At 64.9% G+C, this 25,905-nt stretch carries 24 protein-coding genes and 1 riboswitch; of the genes, 13 read left to right on the top strand and 11 right to left on the bottom strand.

Annotation, left to right across the window (positions count from 1 at the left end; all coding sequences use genetic code 11):
* Nucleotides 1-98 precede the first annotated feature (98 nt).
* Entirely contained in the window at nucleotides 99-467 is a 369-nt protein-coding gene (locus ACO6D6_RS05320) for a hypothetical protein (RefSeq protein WP_484783851.1), read from the top strand.
* A gap of 103 nt (nucleotides 468-570) precedes the next feature.
* The gene (locus ACO6D6_RS05325) at nucleotides 571-1,053 is read left to right on the top strand and encodes a MogA/MoaB family molybdenum cofactor biosynthesis protein (protein ID WP_484783853.1); all 483 of its coding nucleotides are present in this window, start codon (nucleotides 571-573) and stop codon (nucleotides 1,051-1,053) included.
* A gap of 283 nt (nucleotides 1,054-1,336) precedes the next feature.
* Here the strand turns inward: ACO6D6_RS05325 and ACO6D6_RS05330 are convergent, their stop codons facing one another.
* The 5 genes from ACO6D6_RS05330 to ACO6D6_RS05350 all read right to left on the bottom strand — a co-directional run bounded on the left by ACO6D6_RS05330 (nucleotide 1,337) and on the right by ACO6D6_RS05350 (nucleotide 6,096).
* Complete coding sequence (locus ACO6D6_RS05330; protein WP_484783855.1) at nucleotides 1,337-1,696, bottom strand: Panacea domain-containing protein; 360 nt, start codon at nucleotides 1,694-1,696, stop codon at nucleotides 1,337-1,339.
* Between the two features lie 228 nt (nucleotides 1,697-1,924).
* Nucleotides 1,925-2,995: a hypothetical protein gene (locus tag ACO6D6_RS05335; RefSeq protein WP_484783857.1), complete on the bottom strand. Its 1,071-nt coding sequence runs from the start codon at nucleotides 2,993-2,995 to the stop codon at nucleotides 1,925-1,927.
* Between the two features lie 235 nt (nucleotides 2,996-3,230).
* The gene (locus tag ACO6D6_RS05340) at nucleotides 3,231-3,638 is read right to left on the bottom strand and encodes a helix-turn-helix domain-containing protein (protein WP_484783859.1); all 408 of its coding nucleotides are present in this window, start codon (nucleotides 3,636-3,638) and stop codon (nucleotides 3,231-3,233) included.
* A gap of 101 nt (nucleotides 3,639-3,739) precedes the next feature.
* Nucleotides 3,740-4,639, bottom strand: coding sequence for a PAC2 family protein (locus ACO6D6_RS05345; RefSeq protein WP_484783861.1), 900 nt, complete (start codon nucleotides 4,637-4,639; stop codon nucleotides 3,740-3,742).
* A 128-nt stretch (nucleotides 4,640-4,767) separates the two neighbouring features.
* Complete coding sequence (locus tag ACO6D6_RS05350; protein ID WP_484783863.1) at nucleotides 4,768-6,096, bottom strand: MFS transporter; 1,329 nt, start codon at nucleotides 6,094-6,096, stop codon at nucleotides 4,768-4,770.
* Nucleotides 6,097-6,155: 59 nt separating this feature from the next.
* Nucleotides 6,156-6,333, top strand: a riboswitch (cobalamin riboswitch).
* A 216-nt stretch (nucleotides 6,334-6,549) separates the two neighbouring features.
* On the opposite strand from ACO6D6_RS05350, the gene ACO6D6_RS05355 reads away from it, so the two are divergent.
* Nucleotides 6,550-7,182, top strand: coding sequence for a (2Fe-2S) ferredoxin domain-containing protein (locus ACO6D6_RS05355; protein ID WP_484783865.1), 633 nt, complete (start codon nucleotides 6,550-6,552; stop codon nucleotides 7,180-7,182).
* Between the two features lie 16 nt (nucleotides 7,183-7,198).
* Here the strand turns inward: ACO6D6_RS05355 and ACO6D6_RS05360 are convergent, their stop codons facing one another.
* The gene (locus tag ACO6D6_RS05360) at nucleotides 7,199-7,651 is read right to left on the bottom strand and encodes a TY-Chap domain-containing protein (protein ID WP_484783867.1); all 453 of its coding nucleotides are present in this window, start codon (nucleotides 7,649-7,651) and stop codon (nucleotides 7,199-7,201) included.
* A 392-nt stretch (nucleotides 7,652-8,043) separates the two neighbouring features.
* Between ACO6D6_RS05360 and ACO6D6_RS05365 the strand changes: the two genes are divergently transcribed.
* The 7 genes from ACO6D6_RS05365 to ACO6D6_RS05395 all read left to right on the top strand — a co-directional run bounded on the left by ACO6D6_RS05365 (nucleotide 8,044) and on the right by ACO6D6_RS05395 (nucleotide 15,708).
* Complete coding sequence (locus tag ACO6D6_RS05365; protein WP_484783869.1) at nucleotides 8,044-8,439, top strand: SRPBCC family protein; 396 nt, start codon at nucleotides 8,044-8,046, stop codon at nucleotides 8,437-8,439.
* Between the two features lie 207 nt (nucleotides 8,440-8,646).
* Nucleotides 8,647-11,169 carry a sodium-translocating pyrophosphatase gene (locus ACO6D6_RS05370; RefSeq protein ID WP_484783871.1) on the top strand — a complete coding sequence of 841 codons (2,523 nt, stop codon included), beginning with the start codon at nucleotides 8,647-8,649 and terminating at the stop codon, nucleotides 11,167-11,169.
* A gap of 118 nt (nucleotides 11,170-11,287) precedes the next feature.
* Nucleotides 11,288-11,770: a DUF4282 domain-containing protein gene (locus ACO6D6_RS05375; protein ID WP_484783873.1), complete on the top strand. Its 483-nt coding sequence runs from the start codon at nucleotides 11,288-11,290 to the stop codon at nucleotides 11,768-11,770.
* A gap of 116 nt (nucleotides 11,771-11,886) precedes the next feature.
* Entirely contained in the window at nucleotides 11,887-13,014 is a 1,128-nt protein-coding gene (locus tag ACO6D6_RS05380) for a lipid II:glycine glycyltransferase FemX (protein ID WP_484783875.1), read from the top strand.
* Nucleotide 13,015: 1 nt separating this feature from the next.
* Entirely contained in the window at nucleotides 13,016-14,041 is a 1,026-nt protein-coding gene (locus tag ACO6D6_RS05385) for an alanine racemase (RefSeq protein WP_484783877.1), read from the top strand.
* Between the two features lie 103 nt (nucleotides 14,042-14,144).
* A complete protein-coding gene (locus ACO6D6_RS05390; protein ID WP_484783878.1) occupies nucleotides 14,145-14,477 on the top strand; it encodes a helix-turn-helix domain-containing protein in 333 nt (110 codons plus the stop codon).
* Complete coding sequence (locus tag ACO6D6_RS05395; protein WP_484783880.1) at nucleotides 14,467-15,708, top strand: type II toxin-antitoxin system HipA family toxin; 1,242 nt, start codon at nucleotides 14,467-14,469, stop codon at nucleotides 15,706-15,708. Before ACO6D6_RS05390 ends, ACO6D6_RS05395 begins: the two co-directional genes overlap by 11 nt.
* Here the strand turns inward: ACO6D6_RS05395 and ACO6D6_RS05400 are convergent.
* The 3 genes from ACO6D6_RS05400 to ACO6D6_RS05410 form a co-directional block, all read right to left on the bottom strand.
* A complete protein-coding gene (locus ACO6D6_RS05400) occupies nucleotides 15,656-17,038 on the bottom strand; it encodes a glycosyltransferase 87 family protein (protein ID WP_484783882.1) in 1,383 nt (460 codons plus the stop codon). The two genes, ACO6D6_RS05395 and ACO6D6_RS05400, sit on opposite strands and share 53 nt — an antisense overlap.
* Nucleotides 17,039-17,105: 67 nt before the next feature.
* Nucleotides 17,106-19,385, bottom strand: coding sequence for a transglycosylase domain-containing protein (locus ACO6D6_RS05405; RefSeq protein ID WP_484783884.1), 2,280 nt, complete (start codon nucleotides 19,383-19,385; stop codon nucleotides 17,106-17,108).
* A gap of 49 nt (nucleotides 19,386-19,434) precedes the next feature.
* Nucleotides 19,435-20,652, bottom strand: coding sequence for a hypothetical protein (locus ACO6D6_RS05410; protein WP_484783886.1), 1,218 nt, complete (start codon nucleotides 20,650-20,652; stop codon nucleotides 19,435-19,437).
* A gap of 62 nt (nucleotides 20,653-20,714) precedes the next feature.
* Here ACO6D6_RS05410 and ACO6D6_RS05415 point away from each other — a divergent pair, with 62 nt between their 5' ends.
* Entirely contained in the window at nucleotides 20,715-22,316 is a 1,602-nt protein-coding gene (locus ACO6D6_RS05415; RefSeq protein ID WP_484783888.1) for a hypothetical protein, read from the top strand.
* A 311-nt stretch (nucleotides 22,317-22,627) separates the two neighbouring features.
* On the opposite strand, the gene ACO6D6_RS05420 is transcribed toward ACO6D6_RS05415, so the two are convergent.
* Complete coding sequence (locus ACO6D6_RS05420) at nucleotides 22,628-23,011, bottom strand: hypothetical protein (protein WP_484783889.1); 384 nt, start codon at nucleotides 23,009-23,011, stop codon at nucleotides 22,628-22,630.
* 273 nt (nucleotides 23,012-23,284) lie between these two features.
* Nucleotides 23,285-24,175, bottom strand: coding sequence for a HesA/MoeB/ThiF family protein (locus ACO6D6_RS05425; RefSeq protein WP_484783891.1), 891 nt, complete (start codon nucleotides 24,173-24,175; stop codon nucleotides 23,285-23,287).
* Nucleotides 24,176-24,249: 74 nt separating this feature from the next.
* Between ACO6D6_RS05425 and ACO6D6_RS05430 the strand changes: the two genes are divergently transcribed.
* Both ACO6D6_RS05430 and ACO6D6_RS05435 read left to right on the top strand, forming a co-directional pair.
* Nucleotides 24,250-25,038 (top strand): protein phosphatase 2C domain-containing protein, encoded by a 789-nt coding sequence (locus ACO6D6_RS05430; protein WP_484783892.1) that lies wholly within the window; start codon nucleotides 24,250-24,252, stop codon nucleotides 25,036-25,038.
* A complete protein-coding gene (locus ACO6D6_RS05435; RefSeq protein WP_484783893.1) occupies nucleotides 25,026-25,805 on the top strand; it encodes a hypothetical protein in 780 nt (259 codons plus the stop codon). The genes ACO6D6_RS05430 and ACO6D6_RS05435 overlap by 13 nt, the downstream gene beginning before the upstream one ends.
* The last annotated feature ends 100 nt before the right edge of the window (nucleotides 25,806-25,905 follow it).

Consider the following 25,905-nt stretch of genomic DNA (forward strand, 5'->3'; position numbering starts at 1 on the left):
CTCGACGTCATCTCGGTGCACGTCCCCGACAGCGCCAATATCTGGTTGACGCCGCTCCCCCCACGCTCGTCAGCTACTTCACGGAGCTCTTCTCGCACGTGCAGTCCGCCTACGGGGCGAATCCGGCGGTCCTGTGGCTCGTCGGCTACGCCGGGGGCGCTGACTTCATCACCAAGGAACTCTTCCCCCGGTATGTAAACAACATGCCGGACGGCGGTTTCCTCGCCCTCGGCGGCGAACCCTCCCAGCATGCGAAGTCGACCCTGTCGCTGAACTTCGTGACGGGTGAGAAGGACGAGACCGCCTACAGCAACGCCATCAACAACGTGAAGATGGGCGTCGGCTATTACGAGGCCATGGGCTACGAGCACGTCTGGTCGGAATGGCCTGCGGGACATGACCACGACTCCATCGTCCCCGAGTTCGGTGCCTACCTCGGCAAGGTGCTCGACGCCCACAAGGGCTGAGCGGGGATTCTCCGGGATGTCCTTCCCGGGAATTGGTGAACCCGATTCCCCGGAAGGACCCCGATCCGGCGAACACCGAAGCACAGGAGTTACGATTTCCCGCATGCTGGCCGCAGTGATCACGTGTTCGGACCGGGCCGCCGCCGGGATCTACCCCGACCGTTCCGGCCCGCTGCTGCGGGAGGCCCTGAGCGGGCTGGGGTTCGAGACCCGGGAGCCGAGGGTGGTGCCCGACAACCTCGTCATGATCCGCGCCGCCATCCGGGAGGCCGTCGCCTCCGGGTCACGGGTGGTGCTCACCACCGGTGGCACGGGGGTAGGGCCGCGCGACGTCACCGTCGAGGCCACCCTAGACCTGCTCGCCTGCGAACTGCCCGGAATCATGGAGGCCGTCCGGCGCCGCGGCGCCGAGAAGAACCCCCACGCCCTGCTGTCACGGGGCCTGGCGGGGGTGGTGGAGTGCGCCGGGGTGCGCGCGGTCGTCATAAATGCGCCCGGCTCGACGGGCGGCGCCTCCGACACCATCGAGGTCGCAGGCCCGCTGCTGAGACACCTCGTCGAACAGCTCGACGGCGCCGACCACTGATCCCGTGTCGGGCGGGGAGGAAGTCCTGCGTGTTCCGGGCAGCGGACGAGACACGCAGGACTCCGAGCCCGCCGTCAATCTGACGAGCACAGTCTCCGGATCCCTCCAGCGCTGAGCGGATCCCCCTCCCGGCAAGACCCCTTCCCGGTCGGACAGCGAAACGTCGCCAACGCTCCTTTCAGAACTCGACAGCCGAGAAAAGTTATTCCCAACCCGCGAGGCTTATCTGCAGCCGGCCTCAAACGTGTTTCGGCCAGAGAGCTTTGCCGCCCGCGAAGGAACCTCACCGCCTGCCAAAAAACCACTCACGCATTTCTTCTTTCGAAATTATTCGACACCTGGGATCGCGCTTGAAGGCATCCTTCCACAGAGGATCGCGGTAGATCATTTTCCGCAACACCCATTCTTCGTAGGGCGCGTAAAAATTCCACACGCGAACCAAGTGCTCCTCGACGTCGCTGTATTCACTCCAAGTAAAGTCATCGCCAACTTGATCATCCACATCGATAGCCATTGTTCCGTATTTCTTGAAAGCACGGTAGACTGATCGCACAACGGGACCTTGCGGCCAAGCCTCGATTTCATCCTCAAATACCGGGTTACCAGTATCCCCCAAGAAGCGACCTTGCGCGTAATACAGCAACTGCTGCAGCTTGTGGTTACTGATTGGAGCCTCATTGCTTTGCGCCCAAACCAATAGCCAGTCTGCATGCCTCGTGCGGGGTACCTACTCATCGTTTGCCATTCACACTACTCCGATATAGCAAGCTAAGCCAGTAGCCATTGATGCTTGATCAGCGGGGATACCTACTGCCCTACGGAATCCCTACCAAGAGACCAGCAGTAAATAGCACTGGGGAAACTCTGATTTTCACGAGCACTCTCCTCTTGCTATCTGCTCTGCTCCCATGATGACTTCGTGTTCTTGGTCAGCGTAATGGCCATCGACCAGCGGCGTGCAAGTAATCTTGTCTCCCCACAGCACAACCACCTTTTTTGCCGAGGTAACCACCCAAGTTACGGGCTTACCATCGTTTTTTACCTCATATTTCTCGTCAACGCCTCCCGATGAAATCGAAAGTGCAAGCTTACCTTCATAGGTGCTTTTTGTCGCCCGGATCTCCACATTCAAAGCGACCATTTCCTGACTCTCCAGCGTATAACCCGGATTAGCCTTCGTCAATTTCTCACCCCCTGCTCCCTCCAAGTCTCCCTCAGAATTTCTTGAAACAACTTCTTCCTCTTCTTTGTACCAGCGGAAGCTTGTCTCATCGGGAGGAGAGGCTACCAGCGTGTATCCTCCCACGCCTCCTCCACCAAATTGCGGGCAAACTTGAACAACCACCGAGGGTTCGGTAATTTCTTTCACGTCATCAACGTAGGCGTCTCGAATGGCTACCGGGCGCTCTCCTGAATTGATTAGAGTGACGTGATACGCAGGAGCCAAATGCCTGCCACGCCCCTCCATCCATTCCAAAATTTCCCCGCAATCCATTCCAGCTGTTTCATCCCATTTCAGGTCTGCCGCGACCAGCCAAGATACTTCAGCGACCTCCGAGGGAATAAGCTGTTTTATCCCAAGAGATTCAGACGGAGATGAAGGCTTCGAGGAGATCACATTAAGAATGATGCTGCATTCAATGCATATAACGATGGCACATTTGCAGGTTTCCCATAAAATCCGCCCGACAGAAGGCGGAACTCTGGAATTTGCCAGTCGATAAGCAAAGAACAGTAGAATACCGCTGGCAAAAAATATAGCAGCGAGACCGAGAATCAATTTGGTTGGGGTAGTCCCGGGATAGAATAAGAGACCACCTATGACAATAATTTGAAACGGAAAATTTAGACCAATGAATATGAGCCACGTCCTGCGCATCGCCTCGCCTCCCCCGAATTTCCAAGGGACTTTTTGAGCGAACCACCGATTATTCTGCGCCATACAGGAACGTTACTGAGGGTTTACGCTGGTGTCAAGAACTACTTTTACGAGTTCCTGTCGACTAGCAAAGCTCCTAGTCAGAGGGCAATACATTGGTTCAGGTCATTCGCTGTTCTGGTAGTACTGGCCCGCGGTGAGCTGGGTCGGAAGCAGACAGGAGATTCATCACATCCGGTGGTCGGGGCTGGAAATCGTCAGACTGAGTGAGGATCTTATGATGGGCACACGGCGAACTTCACAGCTCTGCCGCGAGTTCATCGACGGCACTGCGGCGAATTACCTCGGCGCTGGCGAAGCGCTCGGCGAGCGCGCGGCGCTCCTCTTGGCGACGCCTCTCGAAGGTGACGACATCACGTCCGGAAACACGGCGGTCACGACCGACGCGATGGGACGGGATCTGCCCGGAATCGAGAAGTTTGTACAGATGGGTTCGGCTCATCCGCAGGCGCTGCGCCACCTGAGCGGGCGTGTAGTCGGCATCCACGTCGAGCAGAGCGACGGTGCCGCCGGATTCGAGTGTTCCGGTGAGCGCGAGCAGAAGGTCGCGCAGGGCGCTCTCCTCCAGCCCATCAACGAACTCGGACAGCGAAGCGAGTGTTTGCTCGTCGACTGCGGACGGCTCCACTTCAAGAACATCAACCACGATTCACCTCCTACCTGCCATACATGAAACACATGTCACAGATGAAACCATGTGTTCGAAAGCATGGTACTCCACGAATCACCCGCATCCAAGAACCGGCCTCACTCCCCCTTGGCCGGGGGCTGGTTGCCGTCGTCGCGCTGGGCTAGGAAATGTTCCACCGCCGCCGCGATCTCGTCCGCGGAGGGCAGGTCTTCGCTGGCTGGTTCGGTGTAGCGGTCGTACTGCTCCTCGAGCTGGCGCAGCAACTCGCGGGCGGTCTCGTCGCCGCGGGTGTCGGCCTCAATGGCCATCAGGTTGGCCTCGGCCGCCAGGTCGAGTTCGTCGGTCGACAGAGCCAGCTTCGTCACCTCCGCGTAGCGGTGGAGAATGGTGGCCGCCGCCTGCGTGAAGGACGCGTTGGCGAGGTAGTGGGGCACGTGAGCGGCGGCTCCGTAGGAACTGATCCCGAGCTTTCCCAGGTGGTATTCGAGGTAGGAGGAGAAGGACGCCGGGATCTCGAGACGGTCGATCCAGCGGGGGTTCTGCTGCCGCAACGCCGGGTCGGTGGCGTGTACGGCCAGGGGCGTGGGGCGCGTGTGCGGGAAGGCCATGGGCATGCCGTAACCGGTCAGCAGCATCGAGACGCCGAGCCGCTGGACCAGCCCGACCAGTTCGTCGCGGAACAGCCGCCAGCGATGATCGGGTTCCGGGCCGCGCATCACGAGGTACGGCTTCCCCTCGGCGTCACGCGCCAGGTGCAGTTTCAGCACCGGCTCCTCGAGCGAGGTCCAGTGGTCGCGGTCGAAGACCATGGCGGGACGGCGGGCGCGGTAGTCGTGGACGAGGTCCATGCTGAACGACCCGAGCAGCTGCGGGTCGGAGTGCTCCAGGAGGGCCTCGATCAGTGTCGCACCGACGCGTCCCGAGTCGATGAAACCGTCGAAGAAGTAGAACAGCGGAGGCCGCGACCCAGCGACGGTGCCCCACAGGTCTTCGTTAATGGCAAACCAGTCGGACATGTATCCAGCCTAACCGCTGAACCCCTGATTTTGCGCCCCAGCCGGAACCGGGGAGCCCTCCGGGGACGAACGGCCGGGCGAACCAGGCACCCGGGGAGGCGTTCCGCGCCGGTTGAACCGGGCTGCGGTCATCCGCGGTGCAGGACCTGCCGGGTCTCGCGCACGGGAATCATCACTACCAGCCCGGCGGCCAGCACCAGCACGATCCCGAGGATGCCGAAGTGCACCGCCGACTCGCCCGCCGGGACGAGGAACGATCCCAGCCACAGGGACAGCACCCACAGCGACGACGCCAGGAAGGACACCGCCCGGCCGGTCGTCGCGTACAGCCCGAACACCTCACCCGAGTGCCCCTCGGGGATCAGACGCGCCAGGAAGGACCGCGACGCCGACTGCGCCGGGCCGACGAACAGGGTCATGGCGATCCCGAAGATCCAGAACACCACCGGCCCCCGGTCGTGGAGCAGGAAGATGCACGCACCAAGCCCCACCAGCGCGCCCAGCGAGATCAGGATCACCCGTTTCGGCCCGGCCCGGTCGTCCAGGTGCCCGAAGACGATGGTCGCGAGCCCCGCGACCACGTTGGCCACCACCCCGAAGACGATCACCTCGCCGGTGCTGAACCCGAACACCAGTTTCGCCAGCACCGCGCCGTAGGTGAACACCCCCGCCAAGCCGTCGCGGAACAGCGCGGAGGCCAGCAGGAACCAGGTCGTGTGCGGGGAGACGCGGTGGATGCGGATCACGGAACCGACGAGTTCACGGTAGGCCCGCACCGGCGACTGGCGCGGCGGCGGGGAGGCCACGGGCCGGTCCTTGATGGCCACGAACATCGGAATGGTGAACAGCGCCGTCCACGCCCCGCACAGCAGCATCGAGTTGCGCACCTCGTCGGAGCCGATGTCGGTGCCCGCGACGGCGACGATCAGCAGCAGGATCGCGATCCCGCCGAGATACCCCATGCCCCAGCCGTATCCGGAGACACGGCCGACGTTGCCGGGGGTGGCCACCTGGTCGATGGCGGCGTAGTAGTTGACGTTGGCCACCTCGGAGATGATGTTGCCGACCCCGAGCAGCGCCAGGCCCAGCCACAGGTACTGCTGCCCGGGCGCGACGAACCACAGCGCCGCCGAGACCGCCGCCAGCGCCCACGTCTGCCAGCGCAGGTGGAACATCCGCCTCCCGGAACGATCCGCGCCCTGCCCCAGCACCGGCGCCAGCAGCGCGATGAGCACCCCGGCCACGGCCATCGCGACCCCCAGCATGAACGCCGGTGTGTCATCACCGGGACCGGTCCCGAACAGCGACCCGGAGGAGATGTAGGTGCTGAACACGAAAGTGGTGATGACGGTGGCGAAGGGCTGGGTTCCCCAGTCCCACATGCACCAGCTGAGGATCTTTCCCCAGGAGGTGCGTCGTTCACGCAGGGCCGCGACGGGCGTCTGGGCTTGACTCACAGGAACAACCTAGTGCCATCCGACCCGTCCCGCCCGGGATTTCCGCTCCGGACCGGTACTGCTACGGTGTGCTCGTCGGCGGCGCCCCGGGCGCCGGGGAACCCGGTGGGAATCCGGGGCTGACGCGCAGCGGTGAGAGGGACCGAACGGGCACATGGCCACTGGGAGAAATCCCGGGAAGGCGTCCGCCACGGGATGAACTCAAGTCCGAAGACCAGCCGACGATGTTGCCCAAGCCTCGCGAAAAGGCCCGACTGGAAAGAGTTTCCTTGCGTCTGAAAACCCGCGTCCTGACCGGCGCCCCCACCAGCACCACGTCCTCCCCCGCCGGGGTCGCCTCCACGCCCACGGGGCCATGGCGGAGGTGCTCACCGCGGAGATGATCGACGAGGTGTTCGAGGTGACGGCGCGCGTCGAGGTGGACGACCGCAGGCGCGTGAACTGGAGCCGCAGATGAGAACCCTTCTGGTGGCCCTCACCCTGTCCGACGCGGCACGCTGGCCGGAGCTGGCGGAGGCAGCGGACGGGCTGGGGGCCGATGTGGCGGTGCTGCAGGGCGACGGGCCGGCGTTGGTGAACCAGCTGGATGCGCTGGCCGGGCTGGGACCGGAACCGGTGCACCTGGTCGGCGTCACCTTCGGCGACGACTTGGGACCGGCGTCGTGGCTCGGTCGCGTGGCGCGCTGGTGGCTCGATTCGCGTGGGCCGCTGCTGGAGCTGTGGTGTTCCCGGCGTCCCCTGCACGGGCTGCCCGGGAAGCTGCCCCGCCCCGGGGAGGCCCGCCTCCTGGGGCCGCGCGATTCCCTCACCAACCCGAACTGGGAACAACCCCCGCCCGTTTCCCGGCAGGTGCTGGTGTGCCGCGGGCCACGCTGCAACGCGAAGGGCGCGCCCGAGACGCAAGAGGCCCTCAGCCGGGCGCTGGCGGAGGCCGGGGCGCTGGACGAATCGGTGCTGCTGACCACGGCGGGCTGCTGCTACCCGTGCAACCGGGCCCCCGTCGTCGTGGTGCAACCCGACATGGAGTGGCTGGGTCCCATCACCCCGGACGGCGCGCCCGCGCTGGTGAAGCGCCTGACCCGGTGAGCAGACACGGACCGGGTCAGTTGTCCATGCGGTCGGGGTGGAGGCGTTCCGGCAGCCCCAGGCGCGGCCACCGGATGCGTCGCTCCTCGCTTCTCGGGAAGAGCCCGAACACCTTCCGCGTGATCTCCACCCACGACTCGTAACAGAACCCGTCGAGGCTGGTCCAGCCCCACACATTGCGCAGCACGTGCCCGGTTTCCGCGACGATCGTCGCCGCCTCCCGCCGACCCACGGGACGGGGGAAGTCGCGACGCCACAGCCCGGCCCATTCGTCGGTGAGCCGCCAGTGCCGATCCCGCAGGCGGGGTTCGTCGCCGGGGGAGTCGTTGCTGGCTTCCACCGCCATCCGGCCCTCGTCCCCGAGGAATTGCACGAACCGCCCCTGGCCGCTGAGGACGAGCACGGCCCCGTCGGGCAGATCGACGAGCACCTCCCCGAGGGCCGGATCGAATTCACGCCAACCGGTCATCGCACCTCCTCAAAACCATGTCCGGGGATTCTCAATCCTCCCATCCCGGTCAACCAGTGCTCCTTCCCCTCGCGCACACCACCGCCAGAAACCCCTGGTGGTTCGTGCACGAAAGTGAGCAATCCACAGAAAACAAACTTTTCCACAAGTTCTTGTGGAAAGATTTTCCGGGAAGTCCGGCCCCGAGCCCGGGCCGGTGCCGGGCGGCGTCTCAACGCGAACCACGCCGGTTCCCGGGCCCGATCACCGACCTCACGGGCCCGCCGATCCGGAACTCGCCGCTGACCGAAAGTTGCCTTTTCCGCACTCCCCCTCCCGCACGGCTCCGGGTGCTACTAGGCTTGATGCACCGGACGCCACAGGCGACGCCCGAAGAGATGAAAGGCATCATCATGGAGACCACGGAGGCAGTAAGCGAAACCAGAAGCGTAGCGGTCACCAGGGTGGCCCCCACCCAGCTGGAGGCCGTCTGGAGGACCCTCATGACCCCCGCCGGAGCGCAGATACTGCTAGGTGCAGGCGGGCAGCTCGGCAACAAGGGTGAGGCGTGGAAGGCCGACGACGGCACCTACGGCATCACCCGCAGCTTCCACCCCAAGGAACAGATCCGGTTCTCGTGGCACGCCTCCGAGGGGGCGCCGACCACTCGTGTCGACCTCAGGATGCGTTCCGTCGAAGGTGGCACGGAACTGACGATCGTCCACGACCGCCTTCCCGAGGACGCCGACCTCGAGGCGCTCCGCACCCGCTGGGAGACGACCCTCGAAAACCTGATCAGCGCTTCCTGACGGCGACGGAACCATCCGGGACCCCAAGGACCTGCAGAAACCGGCCCGGCCGGCGGTTCTCCGCCGGCCGGGCCGCCCTCGCTTTCGCGACACCCAATCCCCTCTAGATCCTTTTCACCGCCCTTCCGGGCTGCAAACCGCAGGCGTAAAGTGTGCCGGGACAGACTGACAACGCAGCCAGTACAAAAGTGATCGCTAGGGAGCATCATGACCGAGCTGCCGCGAGAAGCGGTGACAGCACCAGAAGAAAAAGTCCCCCACACCACGACGGACCCCCGGCCCGCCCGGCGCAATCCCCTGAAAGGTTTCGGACTGTTCGGAGCCGCGGTCGGCTTGCTCTGTCTCACCTCGTGTGGCTCCGGTGGTGGTCAGTCCGGAAGCCACGCGGGCGGGGAGGCGAACCTCCAGCTGCCCGACCTCGGCTCCGTCTCCTTCCTCGGCATGCCGGGCAGCGTGCTGCTCAGCCTCGGACTGATCGTGTGTGCCCTTGGCCTGGTGTTCGGGATCACCACCTACTCGCAGCTGAACCGCATGCCCGTGCACACGGCGATGCGGGATGTCTCCGAGCTGATCTACACCACCTGCAAGACCTACCTGAAGCAGCAGGGCCGTTTCCTGCTGCTGTTGTGGGTCTTCATAGCCACCATCATCGTCATCTACTACCTGTTCCTCGTCGATTTCGGGGTGGGCCGGACGGCCGTGGTGATCCTGTTCTCGCTGATCGGCATGGGCGGCAGCTACGCAGTGGCCTGGTACGGCATCCGCGTCAACACCTTGGCGAACTCCCGCACCGCGCACGCCGCGATGTCCGGACGCCCCCACCCCTGCCACGACATCCCGCTGCGTTCCGGGATGAGCATCGGCATGGTGCTGATCTCCGTCGAGCTGGCGATGATGCTGGTCATCATGGTGTTCCTGCCCGGCGAGATCGCGGGTTCGTGCTTCATCGGCTTCGCGATCGGTGAATCGCTGGGTGCGTCGGCGTTGCGCATCGCGGGTGGGATCTTCACCAAGATCGCCGACATCGGCGCCGACCTGATGAAGATCATCTTCCACATCAAGGAGGACGACGCCCGCAACCCGGGTGTGATCGCCGACTGCACGGGCGACAACGCCGGCGACTCCGTCGGCCCCTCGGCGGATGGTTTCGAGACCTACGGTGTGACGGGCGTGGCGCTGATCACCTTCATCCTCCTCGGTGTCCAGGACCAGATGGTGCAGGTGCAGCTGCTGGTGTGGATCTTCGTGATCCGCGCCGTGATGGTGGTGGCCTCCGGCATCTCGTACTTCGTCAACGCCGCCATCACCCGCGCCCGCTACCGTGACGCCGCCGAGATGGATTTCGAGGCGCCCCTGACGTCGCTGGTGTGGCTGACCTCGGTGCTGTGCATCGCGTGCACCTTCGGCACCTCCGCGGCGCTGATCGGTGACCTGCCCGACGGGCTGTGGTGGAAGCTGTCGCTGATCATCAGCTGCGGCACCCTGGCCGGGGCACTCATCCCGGAGCTGGTGAAGGTCTTCACCTCCACCAAGGCCCGCCACACCCACGAGGTCGTGGCCTCCTCCAACCAGGGCGGGGCGTCGCTGAACATCCTCTCCGGCCTGGTGGCGGGCAACTTCTCCGGCTACTGGATCGGGTTGGCGATCACCGGTTTGATGGGGTTGAGCTTCATCATCTCGACGATGGGGCTGGGTCAGATCATGATCGCCCCCGCGGTGTTCGCGTTCGGTCTGGTCGCGTTCGGTTTCCTGGGCATGGGTCCCATCACGATCGCCGTCGACTCCTACGGCCCCGTCACCGACAACGCCCAGTCGGTGTTCGAGCTGTCCACCATCGAGGAGCTCCCCGGCATCGCGGAGGAACTGGAACGTGACCACGGCATCCGTCCCGACTTCGAAAACGCCAAGCACCTCCTCGAGGCCAACGACGGCGCGGGCAACACCTTCAAGGCGACGACGAAACCGGTGCTGATCGGCACCGCCGTGGTGGGGGCCACCACCATGATCTTCTCCATCATGATGGGCCTGACCAACAAGCTCACCGAAAACATCGACCACCTGTCGCTGCTTCACGCCCCGTTCCTGCTGGGCCTGATGCTGGGTGGCGCGGCGATCTACTGGTTCACGGGCGCCTCCATGCAGGCCGTCACCACCGGCGCCTACCGGGCAGTCGAGTTCATCAAACAGAACCTGCACCTCAACGGCGAGACGAAGGCCTCCGCCGAGGACTCCAACAAGGTGGTCGAGATCTGCACCCAGTACGCCCAGAAGGGCATGTTCAACATCTTCCTGGGCATGTTCTTCGCCACCTTGGCGTTCGCCTTCGCCGAGCCCTTCCTGTTCATCGGGTTCCTCATCGGGATAGCGCTGTTCGGGCTCTATCAGGCCATCTTCATGGCGAACGCGGGCGGCGTCTGGGACAACGCCAAGAAAATCGTAGAGGTGGATCTCGACGCGAAGAACACGCCACTGCACGCCGCCACCGTCGTGGGTGACACCGTCGGCGACCCCTACAAGGACACCTCCTCGGTGGCGCTCAACCCGGTGATCAAGTTCTCGACGCTGTTCGGTCTGCTGGCCGTCGAACTGGCCACCGAGATCACCGCCCAGGGCCTGGGTGCGCTGTCCCACGTCCTGGCCGCGGTGTTCCTGTTCGTCTCCGCCTTCTTCTGCCACCGCTCCTTCTACGGCATGCGGATCGACGAGAGGATCGAGGACATCAAAGCCTGAGGGACCGCGACGGGTGGGGCCGGGAACCGACACCCCGGCCCCACCCTCCGTCCGTTCCGGAGCGGGAATGTGCAAGAGTGGTCGGTGACCGAGTGCGCCCGTGTGGAGAGGAACCATCATGAGCAGTCCGCAGTACCCCTACAGCGGCGACCAGCAGGGAAACGTGTGGGAGCAGTCACAGCCCACCGGGAACATCTGGGACCCGCAGGCCACGGACACCTGGAGCCAACAGGCGGCCTCCAACGCCTCCCCGCAGGGCCTGCCTCCCTCCCCCTCCCCGGGCGGACCCATGGGCCAGTCCGCGCCCCCGCTCCAGCAGCCACCGCAGGTTCCGCCGAGCCCGAACAACTTCTTCGCCGCGCTGTTCGACTTCGGCTTCAAACACCGCTTGAGCGCCGCCGCCATCAAAACGGCCTACCTGCTCGGAACCGTCACGGCGGCCCTCCTGGCGGTCGCGATCCTCGTCATGGGGCTCACCAGCCAGAACGCGCTGCTCATCGTTGTCGCACTTTTCCTGGCTCCCCTCGGCTTCTTTACCACCTTGGCCGCGATCCGTGCGATACTGGAGACGCATCGGGCCGTGTCAGGTGAGCCCGAGTAAAGCTGGTTGAGCCGGACCATACACGACAGAGACTCGGTCCGGCTCGACCTTTGCCCCCAGGCCCACAGCCGGGGGAGCCCGCAATGTGAACCCACCACAGCCGGTAGGTTGTAGTTGTGAGCATCACCGTCAAGACGATCAGCGCCGACGAGCACCTCGCCTTCGTGGCGGCTCGTGGTCAGGCGAGTTTCCTGCAGCTTCCCGCGTGGGGGAAGGCGAAACCGGAGTGGCGTTCCGAATCCGTTGGTTTCTTCGACGGCGACACCCTCACCGGCGTGGGGCTCGTCCTGTACCGGCAGCTTCCGAAACTGCCCCGCTACCTGGCCTACCTGCCGGAGGGTCCCGTCCTCGACTGGGACCGCCCCGACATCGACGCCCACTTGGAGGCGCTCGTCGCCCATGCCCGCCGCAACAAGGCGTTCGCCGTGCGGATCGGCCCGACCGTGGTGCATCATCGCTGGCTGGCGCCGACGGTGAAGGCGGCCATCGCCGACCCCGGGATCACCGCCTTGTCGCAGGCCACCCCCGACGAGACCACACTGGTCGGCACCCGGGTGCTGCGGACCCTGGACCATCTCGGCTGGCAACCCCAGGCGGAGGGCCACGGCTTCGCCGCCGGGCAGCCGAAATTCAACTACCAGCTGCGCCTGACGGATGCCGAGGGCACGGCCCTGAGCGACGAGCAGCTGCTCAAGGGCATGAACCAGCTGTGGCGCCGCAACATCAAGAAGGCCGACAAGCTGGGTGTGACGGTCACCCGGGGTGAGCGCGCCGACCTGGCCCGGTTCCACCACATCTACCTGGAAACCGCCGAACGCGACCACTTCACCGGACGCGGGCTGCCCTACTTCGAAACCATGTGGGACGCCCTCAACACCGAGGAACCCGACCGGATGCGCGTCTACCTCGCCGAACACGAGGGCGACCTGGTGGCGGCCACCACCTTCATCCGCATCGGCACCCACGCCTGGTACTCCTACGGCGCCTCCACCACCGCGAAACGCGAGGTCCGTGGCTCCAACGCCATCCAGTGGCGCATGATCCGCGACGCCCGCGACGCCGGGGCCACCATCTACGATCTGCGCGGCATCACCGAGGGGTTGGCGGCCGATGACCCGGAGCTGGGGCTCATCCAGTTCAAGGTCGGCACGGGAGGCGAGGCCGTCGCCTACCTCGGGGAATGGGACAAACCCATCAACTCGTTCCTCCATTTCGCTTTCCAGCAGTACCTGAAGCGGCGGTGACATGACCCTCAAGCTGAACATCGACACCCGCGCCTGGCGCGACCACGTAAAGCACGTCCAAGAGGAGTTCCCGGGGCTGGTGCCCGTCGCCAAGGGCAACGGCTACGGCCTCGGACTGGATGTGCTGGCCCGCGAGACCGGACGTTTCAACAACGACTGCCTGGCCGTCGGCACCGCCCACGAGGTCACGGCGGTGCGGGAGGCGGGATGGTCGCGCGACGTGATCGTCCTCGGCCCGTGGCGTCCCTTCGACGAGACCGCCACGGCCCTGCTCGACGATCCCCGCGTCATCACCGTCGTCTCCCGCCTCACCGACCTCGACGAGCTGCGCACCACGCACCCGGGAACCCGGGTGGTGGTGGAACTCATGACGTCGATGCGCAGGCACGGCATCAGCCCGCAGGAGATCGCCTCGGTGGATGCCGGGAAGCTGGGATTCGAGGGCTGGACCATGCACCTGCCGCTGAGGGGACAGCTGTCGGAGGCCAAACAGCTCGCATCCGCGGCCGTCGCCCACCAGCGGGGCGCGGTGTGGGTTTCCCACCTGGGGGTGAACGACTACCGCAGGCTCCGCACCCAGCTGGGCGTGCAGACCCGGATGCGGATGGGAACCCGGCTGTGGCTGGGGGCCCCGCAGACCCTGAGAACCACCGCCACCGTCCTCGACGTGCACCGCGTAACCCGCGGTGCCCGCTACGGCTACAACCAGTCCCGAGCCCCCCGCGACGGCTGGCTGGTGATCGTCAGCGGCGGCACCTCCCACGGGATCGCGCTTTCGGCACCGTCGCCGGCCAGGTCGCTGCGGCAGCGGGGCGTGAGCCTGGCGCAGGGCATCCTGGACGCCGCCGGGATCTCAAGGTCGCCGTTCAACATCGCGGGTCGCAAACGCCCCTTCGCGGAACCCCCGCACATGCACGCCTCCATGGTGTTCGTCGGGGGCTCGAGCGCCGGGGTCGAGGTCGGCGACGAGATCCCCGTCACCGCCCGCCAGACCACCACCACCTGCGACGAACTCGTCTGGAACTGACGGGCACCACAGCCGATCAGGCCGACGGTGAAGGCCACCCACAATGGCCAGGGATTGTTGAATACCATGATCTTTCCCCTAGGCTGAGCATAAAATATTCAACATGGGACGCAGGGCTGTTGAATTCACGCCGTACGCACGCGAGGCTGCCGAACTGATGGGAGCCAACGTGCGGCGAAAACGCGTCGCCATGGGCTGGACCCTTGAGGAACTGGGCGCGCGTGCGGGATGCACGCGATACACCGTCGCTGCGATCGAGCGCGGTACGCCCAGCGTGTCGGTGGGAAACCTCTTCAACGTCTACGCAGCACTCCGGCTCCCGCTGTTCACTCCCGACCCCGTTGAACTCTCCCGTCTGAACAAACTCAGCCAAGACCTCATCGCCCTTCTGCCGGGCAGGGTGGATCCCGACACCGAGGTTGACGATGACTTCTGAACGCCTGTACGTCTGGGCCTGGTTGCCAGGTGCCAGCACGCCGATTGTATGCGGCGCGGTGGAGGAGCAACATGGCCATCACCGCTTCAACTACGGTCGCAGTTATGTGGAAAACCCTGATGCGATTCCCCTGTACGGGATACCCCTGAGGCAGGGGGCCGCGCCTCTGCCGAACGGCTTGACCCTCCACGGGGCTTTGCGGGACGCCCTGCCGGATGCGTGGGGGCAACACGTCATCCTGCAGCGGCTCACCGGGCGATCCGGCACGTCCGGCGACCCGGCAGAGCTGTCGATGATGACCTACATGAGGGAGTCAAGTTCCGATCGCTTCGGGGCACTCGACTTCCAAGAGTCACCAACGGTCTATGTCGATCGCAGTGATTCGGCCAGCCTGGCAGATCTGGACGAGGCCACTGAACGTCTCCAGAGAGGAGATCCGCTACCGCGGACCCTGGAAGCCGCCTTTGCCCATGGCACCAGCATCGGAGGAGCACGTCCCAAGGCGACCTTGACCGAGGGCGACCTCCACTGGATTGCGAAGTTCTCCTCAACCACCGATCGGCGTCCTGCCATGCGGCATGAAGCGCTCGCCCTGTTCTTGGCCCGGCGAATGGGTATCGACACGGTAGACTTCAAGCTCACCGAGGTCCGAGGTCGTGATGTTCTGCTGGTGCGACGTTTTGATCGCGCCGAGGGCGGGCTGCGGTTCATGACGGTATCCGGACTGACCATGCTCAACCTGGATGAGATGTTCGGCCGCTACGCAACCTATCCCGATCTGCTGGACGTTCTGACAAGCCACGGAAACGATCCGGCCCGCGTTGGGCGAGATCTCTTCCGCAGGATTGCCGCCAACATCGTGCTCGGGAACAGTGATGACCACGCACGCAACCACGCGGCCCTCTGGAACGGCAGGCACTTGAGACTTTCGCCGGCTTTTGACATCGATCCCTGCCGTTCCCCGGGCTGGGACAGCAACCAGGCCATGGCCTACGGACGCGAAGGTCAACGAGCGTCGACGTTGAAAGGGCTCGTCCGTTGCGCACCGACCTACCGTCTGTCATTCACCGAGGCCACAGAAATCGTCGATCAGTGTGTGGCCGCCGTTGAGGACAACTGGGCTTCGGCTCTTGAGCATGTGAGGCTGACGGCCCATCAGGCCAGGTCTCTTCGAAACATCATCCTGAACAAGGGGATCCACGACCACCCGAACGCGCCAGGGAACGGGTAGCCACCGAGCCTGCGACCTCGTTCAGCACCCCACCGATCGGGTCGGCTGCCTGCGGGGTGCGCAGCGGGTCGCGACCCGGATCGGCGGCGTCGCGCAGACAGGAGAGGAAAATCCAGCACTCCACGACGACCCGCAGGATGATGGCGGTGAAATAGATGTTCGGGTTCGAGTTGAGATGCCCGGCCAGATACCCCCAGATCGCGGCCCAGTAGATCACCTGGGTGGCGGTGAAGGCCACCCACTCCGGACGGCCGGGACGCCCCACCAGCAGCGCCAACAGCAGCCACAACGCGGTCTGGGGGGCGTAGGTGGCGCCGAACAGCGCCGTCGGGAACACGAACAACACCACCAGGGTGCCGACGCGCGGCCTGTGTCCCCGCAGGTAGAACCAAGCCGCCACGACCACCAGCAGCAGCGCCGTCAGCATCAGTCCCAGCGACCCCGCAGCCCGCACCTCCCAGCCGAACAGGTGCCCCAGATAGAACAGCGACCCGTAGGACAGGTTCCTCGTGGCCTCACCCTGGTAGTACCCGGCGACGGCCTCCCAGTTCAGGATCAGAAACGGCAGGTGCAGCAGCACGACGGTTGTCGCCGCGGCTCCCAGGAATTTCCCCACCTGCGCGGAGCGGGTGTGCAACGCGAGGGCCAGGGCCACGGCAAACACCACCGCGATCGCCATCAGACCCGCGCCAACCGCGAGCCCGAGCACGATCCCCGACCACACCAGCCGCCCCTTGGAGAACAGCAGCAGCCCGGCGGCGGCCAGCGAGACCGCGAACAGGTCCCACGAAACCAGCCCCGAGGCCAGGACCACGGGAGAGGCCGCCAGCCACATGCCGTCCCAGGAACGGTACCGGCCACCCCGCGAGTCGCGTCCCATGAAGACCTGGCACAGCACCCACAGCAGGAAACATGCGAACAGCAGCACCATGCAGACGGCGTAGAACACCTGCGCCCCGTCGAGCTGGGCCTGCACCCCCAGCGACGCACCGACGGGGGCCCCGAGCAGGCTGGAGATCCCGATCGCGAGGAACAGCAGCAGGCCGAGCAGCGGCGGGTACTGCATCTGCCCGCCGTTGAGGGGGTGGGCGCCGAGCGCGAACCCGCTGTTCGTCCACGCCAGCGGCACATCCGAGTAGCAGAGCACGATGAACGCGTTGACCCGGACGTCCTCGGAGGTCTGGACGCACGGTATCTGCCTCAGCGAACAGACCACGAACAGCACCGTCGCCACCAGCAACGACCACGGCAGCGGGTCGAACCAGGGACCCGAACGCCGGGCGTAACGCCCAACCGGCCCGCCGAGCCCCTCCAGCAGCGCACTGTTCATGCGAACACCTTAGAGGCTGCGCAGGCAACGGTCCGGACGAGGAAGCGGGAAATCCCCGCTGCCCGAATCACCCGCCGTTGCTCTGCCGGCCGCCGCTGGGGCCTCGTTCTTCGTCACCGGGGTTAGTCGGTTTGTCCCCGCCCGTCGGTTGGGACGTGCCCCTGCCGTCGGTCGGCTGGGAGGTGGGGGCCTGCGACTTGGTCCGGGTCGGCTGCGCGGAGGGCGTGGAACGACCCGAATCCGTGGGTTCGGAGGCGGACCGCCCCCCGGGCGACGATTCCTGGGTGGGTTGCGCACTCTCGGTGGGTTGCGCACTCCCGGTGGATTGGGCGCTCTGGCTGGGGGCCTCCGACGGCGCCAACGACTTCCCCTGGATCGGTTTGGCCTTGTCGAACTGCTTGACCTCCTGCCCCTTGGTGGCGGTCTTCATGTACTCCACCCAGGTCATCAACGGGTACGTGGAACCGAAGAAGGTCTTGTCCTGCGGGCGTTTGTAGGCGTCGAGGTTCTCGTTGCCGGAGTCACCCGCGACGTACATGACCGCCGTCGAGATCTGCCGGGTGTAGCCGACGAACCAGGCGGAGGTGATGGAATCACCGACGCCGTTGGTTCCGGTCTTGCCGGCGACGGGCCGGTTCAGTTCCGACGCCTTCGAACCGGTGCCCTCCTCGACCACGGAGGTCAGGGCGTCGGTGACGTTTGCCGCCACGTTCTCCTCGATGGCCCGGGTGCCCTCGTTCTTCGCCTCGTAGATGGTGTTTCCGTTGCGGTCGATCACCTTCGCCACGAAATGGGCTTCCTTGCGTTTCCCGGAGTCCGCGAGGGTGGCGTAGGCGTTCGCCATGTTCAGCGGGCTGACCTCCGCGGCCCCCAGGGCGATACGGTTGTTGGCGTCCCATCCGGCCCCGCTCGGCGCGCCCGCGTCGTTGGCGGCCTGGATCACCTCCGAAGCCCCGTCCTTCATGGATTCGGTCATGTCGACGAATGCCGTGTTGATGGACTCGGCGACGGCCTTGCGCAACGTCACGTTGCCGTACTGCTCGCTGAACTCGTTGCGGATCGGGACGCCGTCGCCGCGCGGGGTGAAGGTGTCGCCCTTGAGGGTGCTGTCCAGGGAGTATCCGTTGCGCAGGCCCGCCACCGTCGCGAACGTCTTGAACGTGGAAGCGGCCGGACGCGGCGTCGTCGACCAGTTGCGGGAGTCCCTGGTGTAGTCGGGGCCGCCGTACATCGCCAGGACCCCGCCGGTGGCGGTGTCGACCGACGAGATCGCGACATGCAGTTGGGACGCGTCCTGCTGGGGTTTCGCCTTGGTCGCGGCCTCCTCCGTGTACTTCTGCGCGGTGGCAACGGCGGCGTCCTGCATGTTCTTGTCGAGGGTGGTGATCACCTTGAGGCCGCCGCCCTGCACCTCGGCGTCGCTGTAACCGAGGTTCGACAGTTCCTGCTCCACCTGGGCCACCAGGAATCCCTTGGGGCCGCCGTAGCGATCGGAGACGGGCACCTCGGGGAACTCGGGGAGGGCCGGGCGGGCCGCGGCGTGCTCGGCCTGAGTGATGTAGTTGTTCTCCAGCATCTGGTCGAGCACGTACTGGTAGCGGCCCAGGAGCCGTTCCCTGCTCTTCTCACCAGCGGACGGGTTGAGGCCGGCGGGGTTGTTGAGGATGGCGGCGAGGGTGGCGGCCTCGGACAGGTTGAGTTCGGAGGCCGACTTCAGGAAGTACGACTTGGAGGCCGCCTCGATGCCGTAGGCGCCCCGGCCGAAGTAGATGGTGTTGAGGTAGCCCTCCAGGATCTTCTCCTTCGACACCTCCCGGCCCATCTTCATGGCGAGGATCAACTCCCGGATCTTGCGGCCCGCGGTGCGTTCGGAACTCAGGTAGAGGATCTTGATGTACTGCTGGGTGATGGTGGAACCGCCCTGCACGTCACCACCGCGGGCGATGGTCCACAGGCCGCGGAACATACCGGGCAGGGAGAACCCCGGATCGCTGAAGAAGGTGGAGTTCTCGGCCGCCACCACTGCGTTCTTCATCACCTGCGGCATCTGGTCGTATTCGAGGGTGACGCGGTTCTGCACGGCGAGGGAGCCGAGCTGCTCCTGCTCGTCGTTGTAGTAGATGAAGGTGGTGTTGGTGGTGAAGTCGCTGTTCGGGTCAGGCAGCTTCGTCGTCGCGTACAGGTACAGGAAGGCACCCACACCTGCCAGACTCGCGACGAGGAACAACACGAGCATCGCCAACCCGGTCCTCATCAGAATCTTCCGGACGCGGGACTTCGGGCGTTTCGATGCGCCTTTGCGCTTCTTCTCCGGTTCGGGCACCGGCTGCTGATCCTGCTGCTCCATGGGTTCCAGACTATGCGCTGACGCCGGGCACCTCATCGGTGAGGGGCCGTCACGTAGCCCGAGGACTACGTGAAAACTCCGAACCGGGGGTTCGGCAACGCCCGGCGGGGGCCGTCATGGTGATCAACGCACCCCACAGCAGAGGGGAGGATCCCAGGTCCGGTTTCTCCCGCCAGGCGGCGAGTCTCCCGCGTTGCAGGTCGCACAGCGACGCCACCGGGTCGGCGTCGGACTGGGCGTGGTCGACGGCCTGCGCCAACCATTCGAAGGCCCCCACGGCCTCGGTGTCCACGAGCCCGATGGCGTGGTCGGTGGGCAGCGTCCACAGGGTCGCGTGCACCACCTCGGTGCCGTTGATCAGCAGCGCGGTGCAGAGCCCGAAGGGCTCGTGCTGGGCCAGGTCGGTGCCCGACGCGCACGCCACAACCCCGACCCGGGGTGGCATCCGCCACCTTCCGGCCTCCTGCAACAGCCGCGAGGCCCGCAGCTTGTTCGCCTCGCCGTAGCCCATGAGGAAAACGGTGTCAGCGGTGTCCCTCGACCCTCTGACGCAGTGCCCGATCATGAGCAGCCGCGCGATGCTGCCGGCCTCCGTTTCGAGGCGGGCCCGGAGCTCCTCAAGGCCGTCGCACTCGGCGCGGAACCGTTCCGCGCCGTGCCCGTGGCAGCCGCAAGGCTCGAACCTCTCCGAGAGCACCCATCCCCGGCTGGTTCTCGGATCGACGATGTGCAGCGCCCGGTCACCCGTCGCGGGGGTGGCGCCGGGCACGTCCGGTTCGATGTCGCGGGGCAGGATCGGGGCGATCCAGGAAACGTCTGCGACATCCAGCAGCCGCATGTCATCGTCATCGAGCACCAGCAGCCCCCACGGCACGACGGCGGCGGGCGGGCTGGGCGCCACCCGCACCTCCACGCGTTCCCCGCCGGCGGTCGCTTCGATCAGCTGACGGCGCAGGTCGCCGGGCAGCAGCGCCCGCGACAACGCCCGCATCAACTCCAGTTCGCCGTCACGGCGGGTCAGGGGGCCGTACAACCCCAGCCTCCTCAGGTCGTCCCGCAGACTCGCGGTTCCGGAGGTCACGAGCCACCTCAGGTCGCGGCGGTTCTTCTTCCTGCCCGGGCCCAACTCCCGGGGCAGGGCGGCGCGGAACGCCCCGACAGCCTCCCGGAGCCCCTCCACGCGATGCACCCCGACCGGCCGGTCGGGGTCGCTCCAGCGCCACGTCAACCAGTCGCCGTCCATGCCGTCACCGACGATCTGCAGCACCCGGCCGCACCTTCCCGCTTCCTCCACGTCACGCCCTTCCACGCGGATGCCAGACTTGCCCCATGCCTCAGGATGCCATTGCAACACCCGGGACTCGGCGGATCGGCCCCGATGTCCACGACGACGTCACGGCGAGGCTGCTCACTAAGCGGCTGGCCACCCCGGGGGACGCGGCGATCGAGGTCGTCTTCCGCGACGAGGCGGTCGCGGCGCTGTGGGAGGGGCATCCGCGGGTGCGGGCCGCCGCCTACGGGAGGCGGCTGGCGCGGATTGTGCTGGCGTCCGTGGCGCCGTCGACGCCGGACCGGGCGGCCCCGCCTCCGGTGATCATCGGCGACGGCCCCTTGAACGCCACCCTCGCCGAGGAGCTGGTGGCGGGCTGGTCCGAACCGGGCCAGCCGATGGTCGTGCACTGCATGGGTCGCGACGAGAACTGGGCCCGCGACGTGGCCGACTGGGCGGGCGGGGCGGCGCGGATCTCGTGGTCGCAGGGGTCGCTGCGCCCGGAACCGGTGCTGCGGCGGATCGGCGAGCTGCTGGCCGGCTGGGACGCTCCTCCCCCCAGGCGCGGCACCCCCACCGGGCCGGCGGTGATCGTCGCCTGCGCCGACGAAACGCTGACCCCCGTCGTCGCGGCCGCGGTGGCCCGGGAGGTGCGGGAGGCGCGGGTCGCGATGATCATCCCCGGCGGGATCCGCTGGCCTCAGCTGCCCGGGGTGGCGCAGTTCACGCTGGAGGATTCGGCGGTGCTGGCCCTGGACCCGCGGTTCTCGCCGACGCAGCAGCTGGCCCAGCTGATCCTGGACGACGTCGCCTGGCTGAGCAACGCGGACGCCAAGGCCACCCGGCCCGAGGGGCCGATCCTCGCCGACGTCGTCCACTCCCCGGACGGCAGGGCGGTCTGGGAGGCGCAGTCGGAGGAGCTGCGGGGGCAGCTGACGAGGCTCGCCGGGGCCTGCGGGGAGCTACTGGCGGCGGGGTCGGTGGAGCTGGCCCCCGGCGGGGTGCGGGAACCGTCGGCGATCCTGCTGGTCCCGTCGGAACTGGCCGCGATGGCGTCGCGAATCCTGGGGCTGCTCGGCCGGGACAAAACTCCGGGCACCTGGTTGACGGCACTGGAGTTGGCGTCGCGGCTGCCGGTGCTGGCCGCCCGCGCCGGTTTCACCCCCCGCCGTCCCGCCGGCCACGACCCGCTGCTCACCCCGGAGCTGGTGGAGCTGCTGGCCCCGCAGGTGCACCTGGCCTACCAGAGGATCAGCGAGGAGACGGGCAATGCGACGGGCTCGCCGCTGGCTTTGGAGCTGTGGGAGGACCTGGACGATTTCAACAAGGCCAGCAACCGGGCGGCCATAACGGGCAGCGCGGTGACCCATGCCGCAGCGGGCCTGACGTGGCGTCGCCCCACACAGGAGGGAGGGGTGCAGCTGGACGAGGCGCTGCTTGAGGAACTCGGCCGGTTGGAGCACCGTCGCTGGGCCATTCACGAACGCCGCAACGGTCGCGGGGGCCACGAATGGGCCAAACCCTGGAACGAGATCAAGGATGTCCAGCACTACGACATCGCGCTCATGCGCCACCTGCCCCGCATCCTGGCCGCCGCAAACATGGAACTGGCAACCACCCCGACCGCCACCCATGTCGACATATCCCCGGAAGCTGGTTGAGCCGGGTCGCGAACACTCCTCCTCAGAAGCTGGTTGAGCCGGGCCGGGGTCGTCGCCCCTCCTCCCGTGCACGAATCGCGGAGGTTCGACGGTTCGACGTAACCACACGACGGCGAACCGTTTTTCTTCCGCGTTTCGTGAGCACGGGTGCGGGGCCGTCTCCACAAGCTGGTTGAGCCAGCACGTGAGCGTCAGCGAACGGCTGTGTCGAAACCACATCTGGCGCCCGGTGGCCAGAACCTGACCACAAGTCCTCGGACATGCGCACGATGGTTTCGCCTCGACCAACTCGCTGACGCTCGCAGGTCGGCTCAACCGGCTTCGGGAGCGGGGCGGTAGTTCGCAGTGAAGACATCCTCTGGGACGAACCACGAGTTGCCGTCATCGTCGGTGACCCGCCACTGGCCCTCCCCCGCGACGTCATCCCCCTCCTGGGTCGCCACCCGCTCCCCGGGTTCTGCACGTCGCGCCCACACCTCCCCGGTTCGTTCGTACACATCCCCCTTGACTTGCGCGTAGGTGGCGGCGAAGGAGTCGGGTTTGATGCTCCAGGTGCGTTCCCCGGAGCTGACGATCATGTCACCGGGTTCAACGCTCATGGGGCTGCCGGATTCGGTGGTCCAGGTCTCGGCCCGTTCCGCCACCCGGAGCAGCTTGACCCGACCCGAACGGCGAAACCGGATAGTGACATCCATACTCCGACCTTACGCGACCCCGGTTCGGTTCCGACCGCGTCCTGTCCGTCAATTGGTGTTCATAAAGGTCCAACCGAGCTCAGGAAGACACCGTGTCGATGCATCCAACGAACCCCAGAGCTCCTCGAACGAGTTTCGGATTTCATTCCTGGACATCGCCGCGAGCTGGATGAACGCTTCGGTTCCGGGTAGGAGTGATCCAGGCCGGTGATGATGCTCGACGGTCCGCCGCGCTGGACACGGTGAACCGTCGAACGTCTTTCCGCCTGGAGTTCAGCTGGCGGCACCGACCTCCTCCTCGACGGTTCTGAGAAGCTCCTCTACGGTCATGACCTCGCCCTCCAGGACGTCCTCCACCTCCTCCTTGGAACAGATGGGACATCCCTTCACCGACTCCACCTTCGGCCAGACGCTCTGCGGCTGGAACTGGTGGGCCATGTCGTGGAACACGTCCGGGAAGAAACCCCAGTCCGGGGTGGTGGAGATCAGGCCAAGTACCCTGCTCTCAGCCAGCATCCGGCCCAGCCCCGCACCGGCCGGGCTGCCCGGGCCCGCGAGGAGACCAATCGCCAGCAGGGAGGCCACCGAGGTGACGAGATTGATGGACGCTCCCAGTCCGGACTCGGCGACGAGGCGCCCGTCCACCCCGTAGTTGGTGTCCGGTCGCTCCGACGTGGACAGCGCGGAGGTTCCGACGGCACAGGCCCAGCAGGGGGTTCTCGCCTCCGGCACCGCGATCATGACCTCACCGGCCGCCGCCTTCCGGTACATGGCTGCCGCCACCTGCACGATCCTCTTCTCGTAGGCGACCTTGGCCAGCGTGGCCTGTTCTGTCATGTCGTCGGTGGCCAGGACCACCAGGTCAACACCGTCGAGGATGTCCTCCGGAGTGATCTCGCGCAGGAACCGGCGCGTCGTGGACACCTCCGTTTCGGGAGCGATCCCCCGCAGACGTTCGGCGAGCACCGCGACTTTCGCTCGTCCGACATCCGCCCGGGCGTAGACGCTACGGGCCATGTTCGGCAGCGACACCTCGTCGGGATCCACCAGCACGAAGTGTCGTACACCAGAGCGCGCGAGGTCCTCGGCGATGCGGGATCCAACGGAACCGCACCCGGCGACGAGGACGCGACGCTCCCCCATGGAACCGACGAGCTCCACCACCCGGTCGAGGGGAGTGACTGGAAATCTGTTTGACGAGACCTCTAAAATCAGTGTGCCAAGGAGGTATCCACCAAGTGAGTGACCGTCTGTCTCTAACGCACGTTACAGGTCTGTCAATTGTTGGCACTGAGCATGAACAACAAGATACCTGGGATGAAGCTGGGGAATTAGCTTGGGTTTTGGATGGAGCAACAAGATTCACCAGCAAAGAGTCAACACAAGTAACCGATTGGGTTTCTCGCTTGAGCTCCGCGATAAAAACGAGTTATCGGAACACCCCAGAAGCGACTTTGAATGACATACTTGCTGACGCAATATTAAGCGCAGCAACTGACGGATCCACGTTCCACCCATCAGCCACAGTTGCAATGGTTCGTTTCATAGAGGGTGATGCAGAGTGGCTAGTACTTGGGGATGCCGCGGTACTAATTTCCTCGAGAAATGGCCAAGTAACCTGGGCTCAGGACAGACGAATTTCCAGAGTAGGCATGGAAGTACGAGAAGCCCGGAGAGAAGCTCGTCACGCAGGGGACGAACGTCGCGCATCAACCTTGACTATAGACTTGCTACGCTTAGAAGACGATCATCGCAACAAAAAAGGAGGGTTCTGGGTTGCCCAGACAAACCCCGATGCCGCATATCAGGCGATTTCAGGAATGACCCGTCAGGCCACCTCTGCAATACTTATGAGCGACGGTGTAGCGAACGAAATTCGATTGGGCCATCTAGGATCTTTCGAAAAGGCATCAGAACGAGCCTCCCAAGAACCAGAAAGCGTAATGCAAGAACTTCGGTCACTTCTAGTGAATCGCGGCGCACCCATCGACGACATGACCATGGTGGTCGCGCAGTGGAAATCTTGATTTCTCCCGCGGATTGGGCAGACTTGGTTGACTGGATAGAGCGCGTCTTAACAATCGGAACGCTACTGATAGCCTTAGGCCGCTGGACACATCGCGTCAACCAACGACATGTCGTGCAAAGTTTCTTCGGAAGAAGAACTATCAAGACGTACTTCCCGCTCAGAACCTTGGAAAATAGGACCGTAATAGCAGAAGCGGATTTCTTAGCAGCACAGCACTTGGCTGAATTCTTGTCAAAGTATCGAATAGATGTTGAGTTCGACTACGTCGCCCCCGATGGGATTATAAACTTGACACAGCCGGGAATCATAGCTATATGCGGACCAAAATCTTCCCCTATGATAGCAGATGCCTTATCGCACGACGATGCGATACACTTCAGCCAAATTGACGCCGGGGACTATGTTCTGGATAATCTTAAAACTGGAAAACGATATTCTTCAATGCATGATACGGCCGGAACCAGCGCCGACATAGGCTACTTAGCACGAAACGCTATAACCCCGGGTGCAAAAAGCACTTTTATCTCCATAGCAGGGGTCCATGCAGAAGGCAGCGCTATAATCGTCCGCCATCTATGTTCATACCGCACTATCAAGACCTTGCACAACAAGACAAAAGGGAAACTATTTTCATCAATAATTGGCGGACTGTATCAATGCGAACCACTAAAAGTGACCGACACTCGACTAATAGCCCTAGAGCTTCGCAACCGGGAAACTATCGACGTAAATCGACTTGCCGAAGTTACGGAACTACCCGACTGATTCACACTCCAATCGTGGCGCAATTACTTATCTAACAGTCTTCACACCTAGAGGCTTATTCATGGGGTGTAAGCGAAGATGAGTCCGGTGACGGCTTGTA

Source organism: Arachnia sp. (assembly GCF_057238465.1).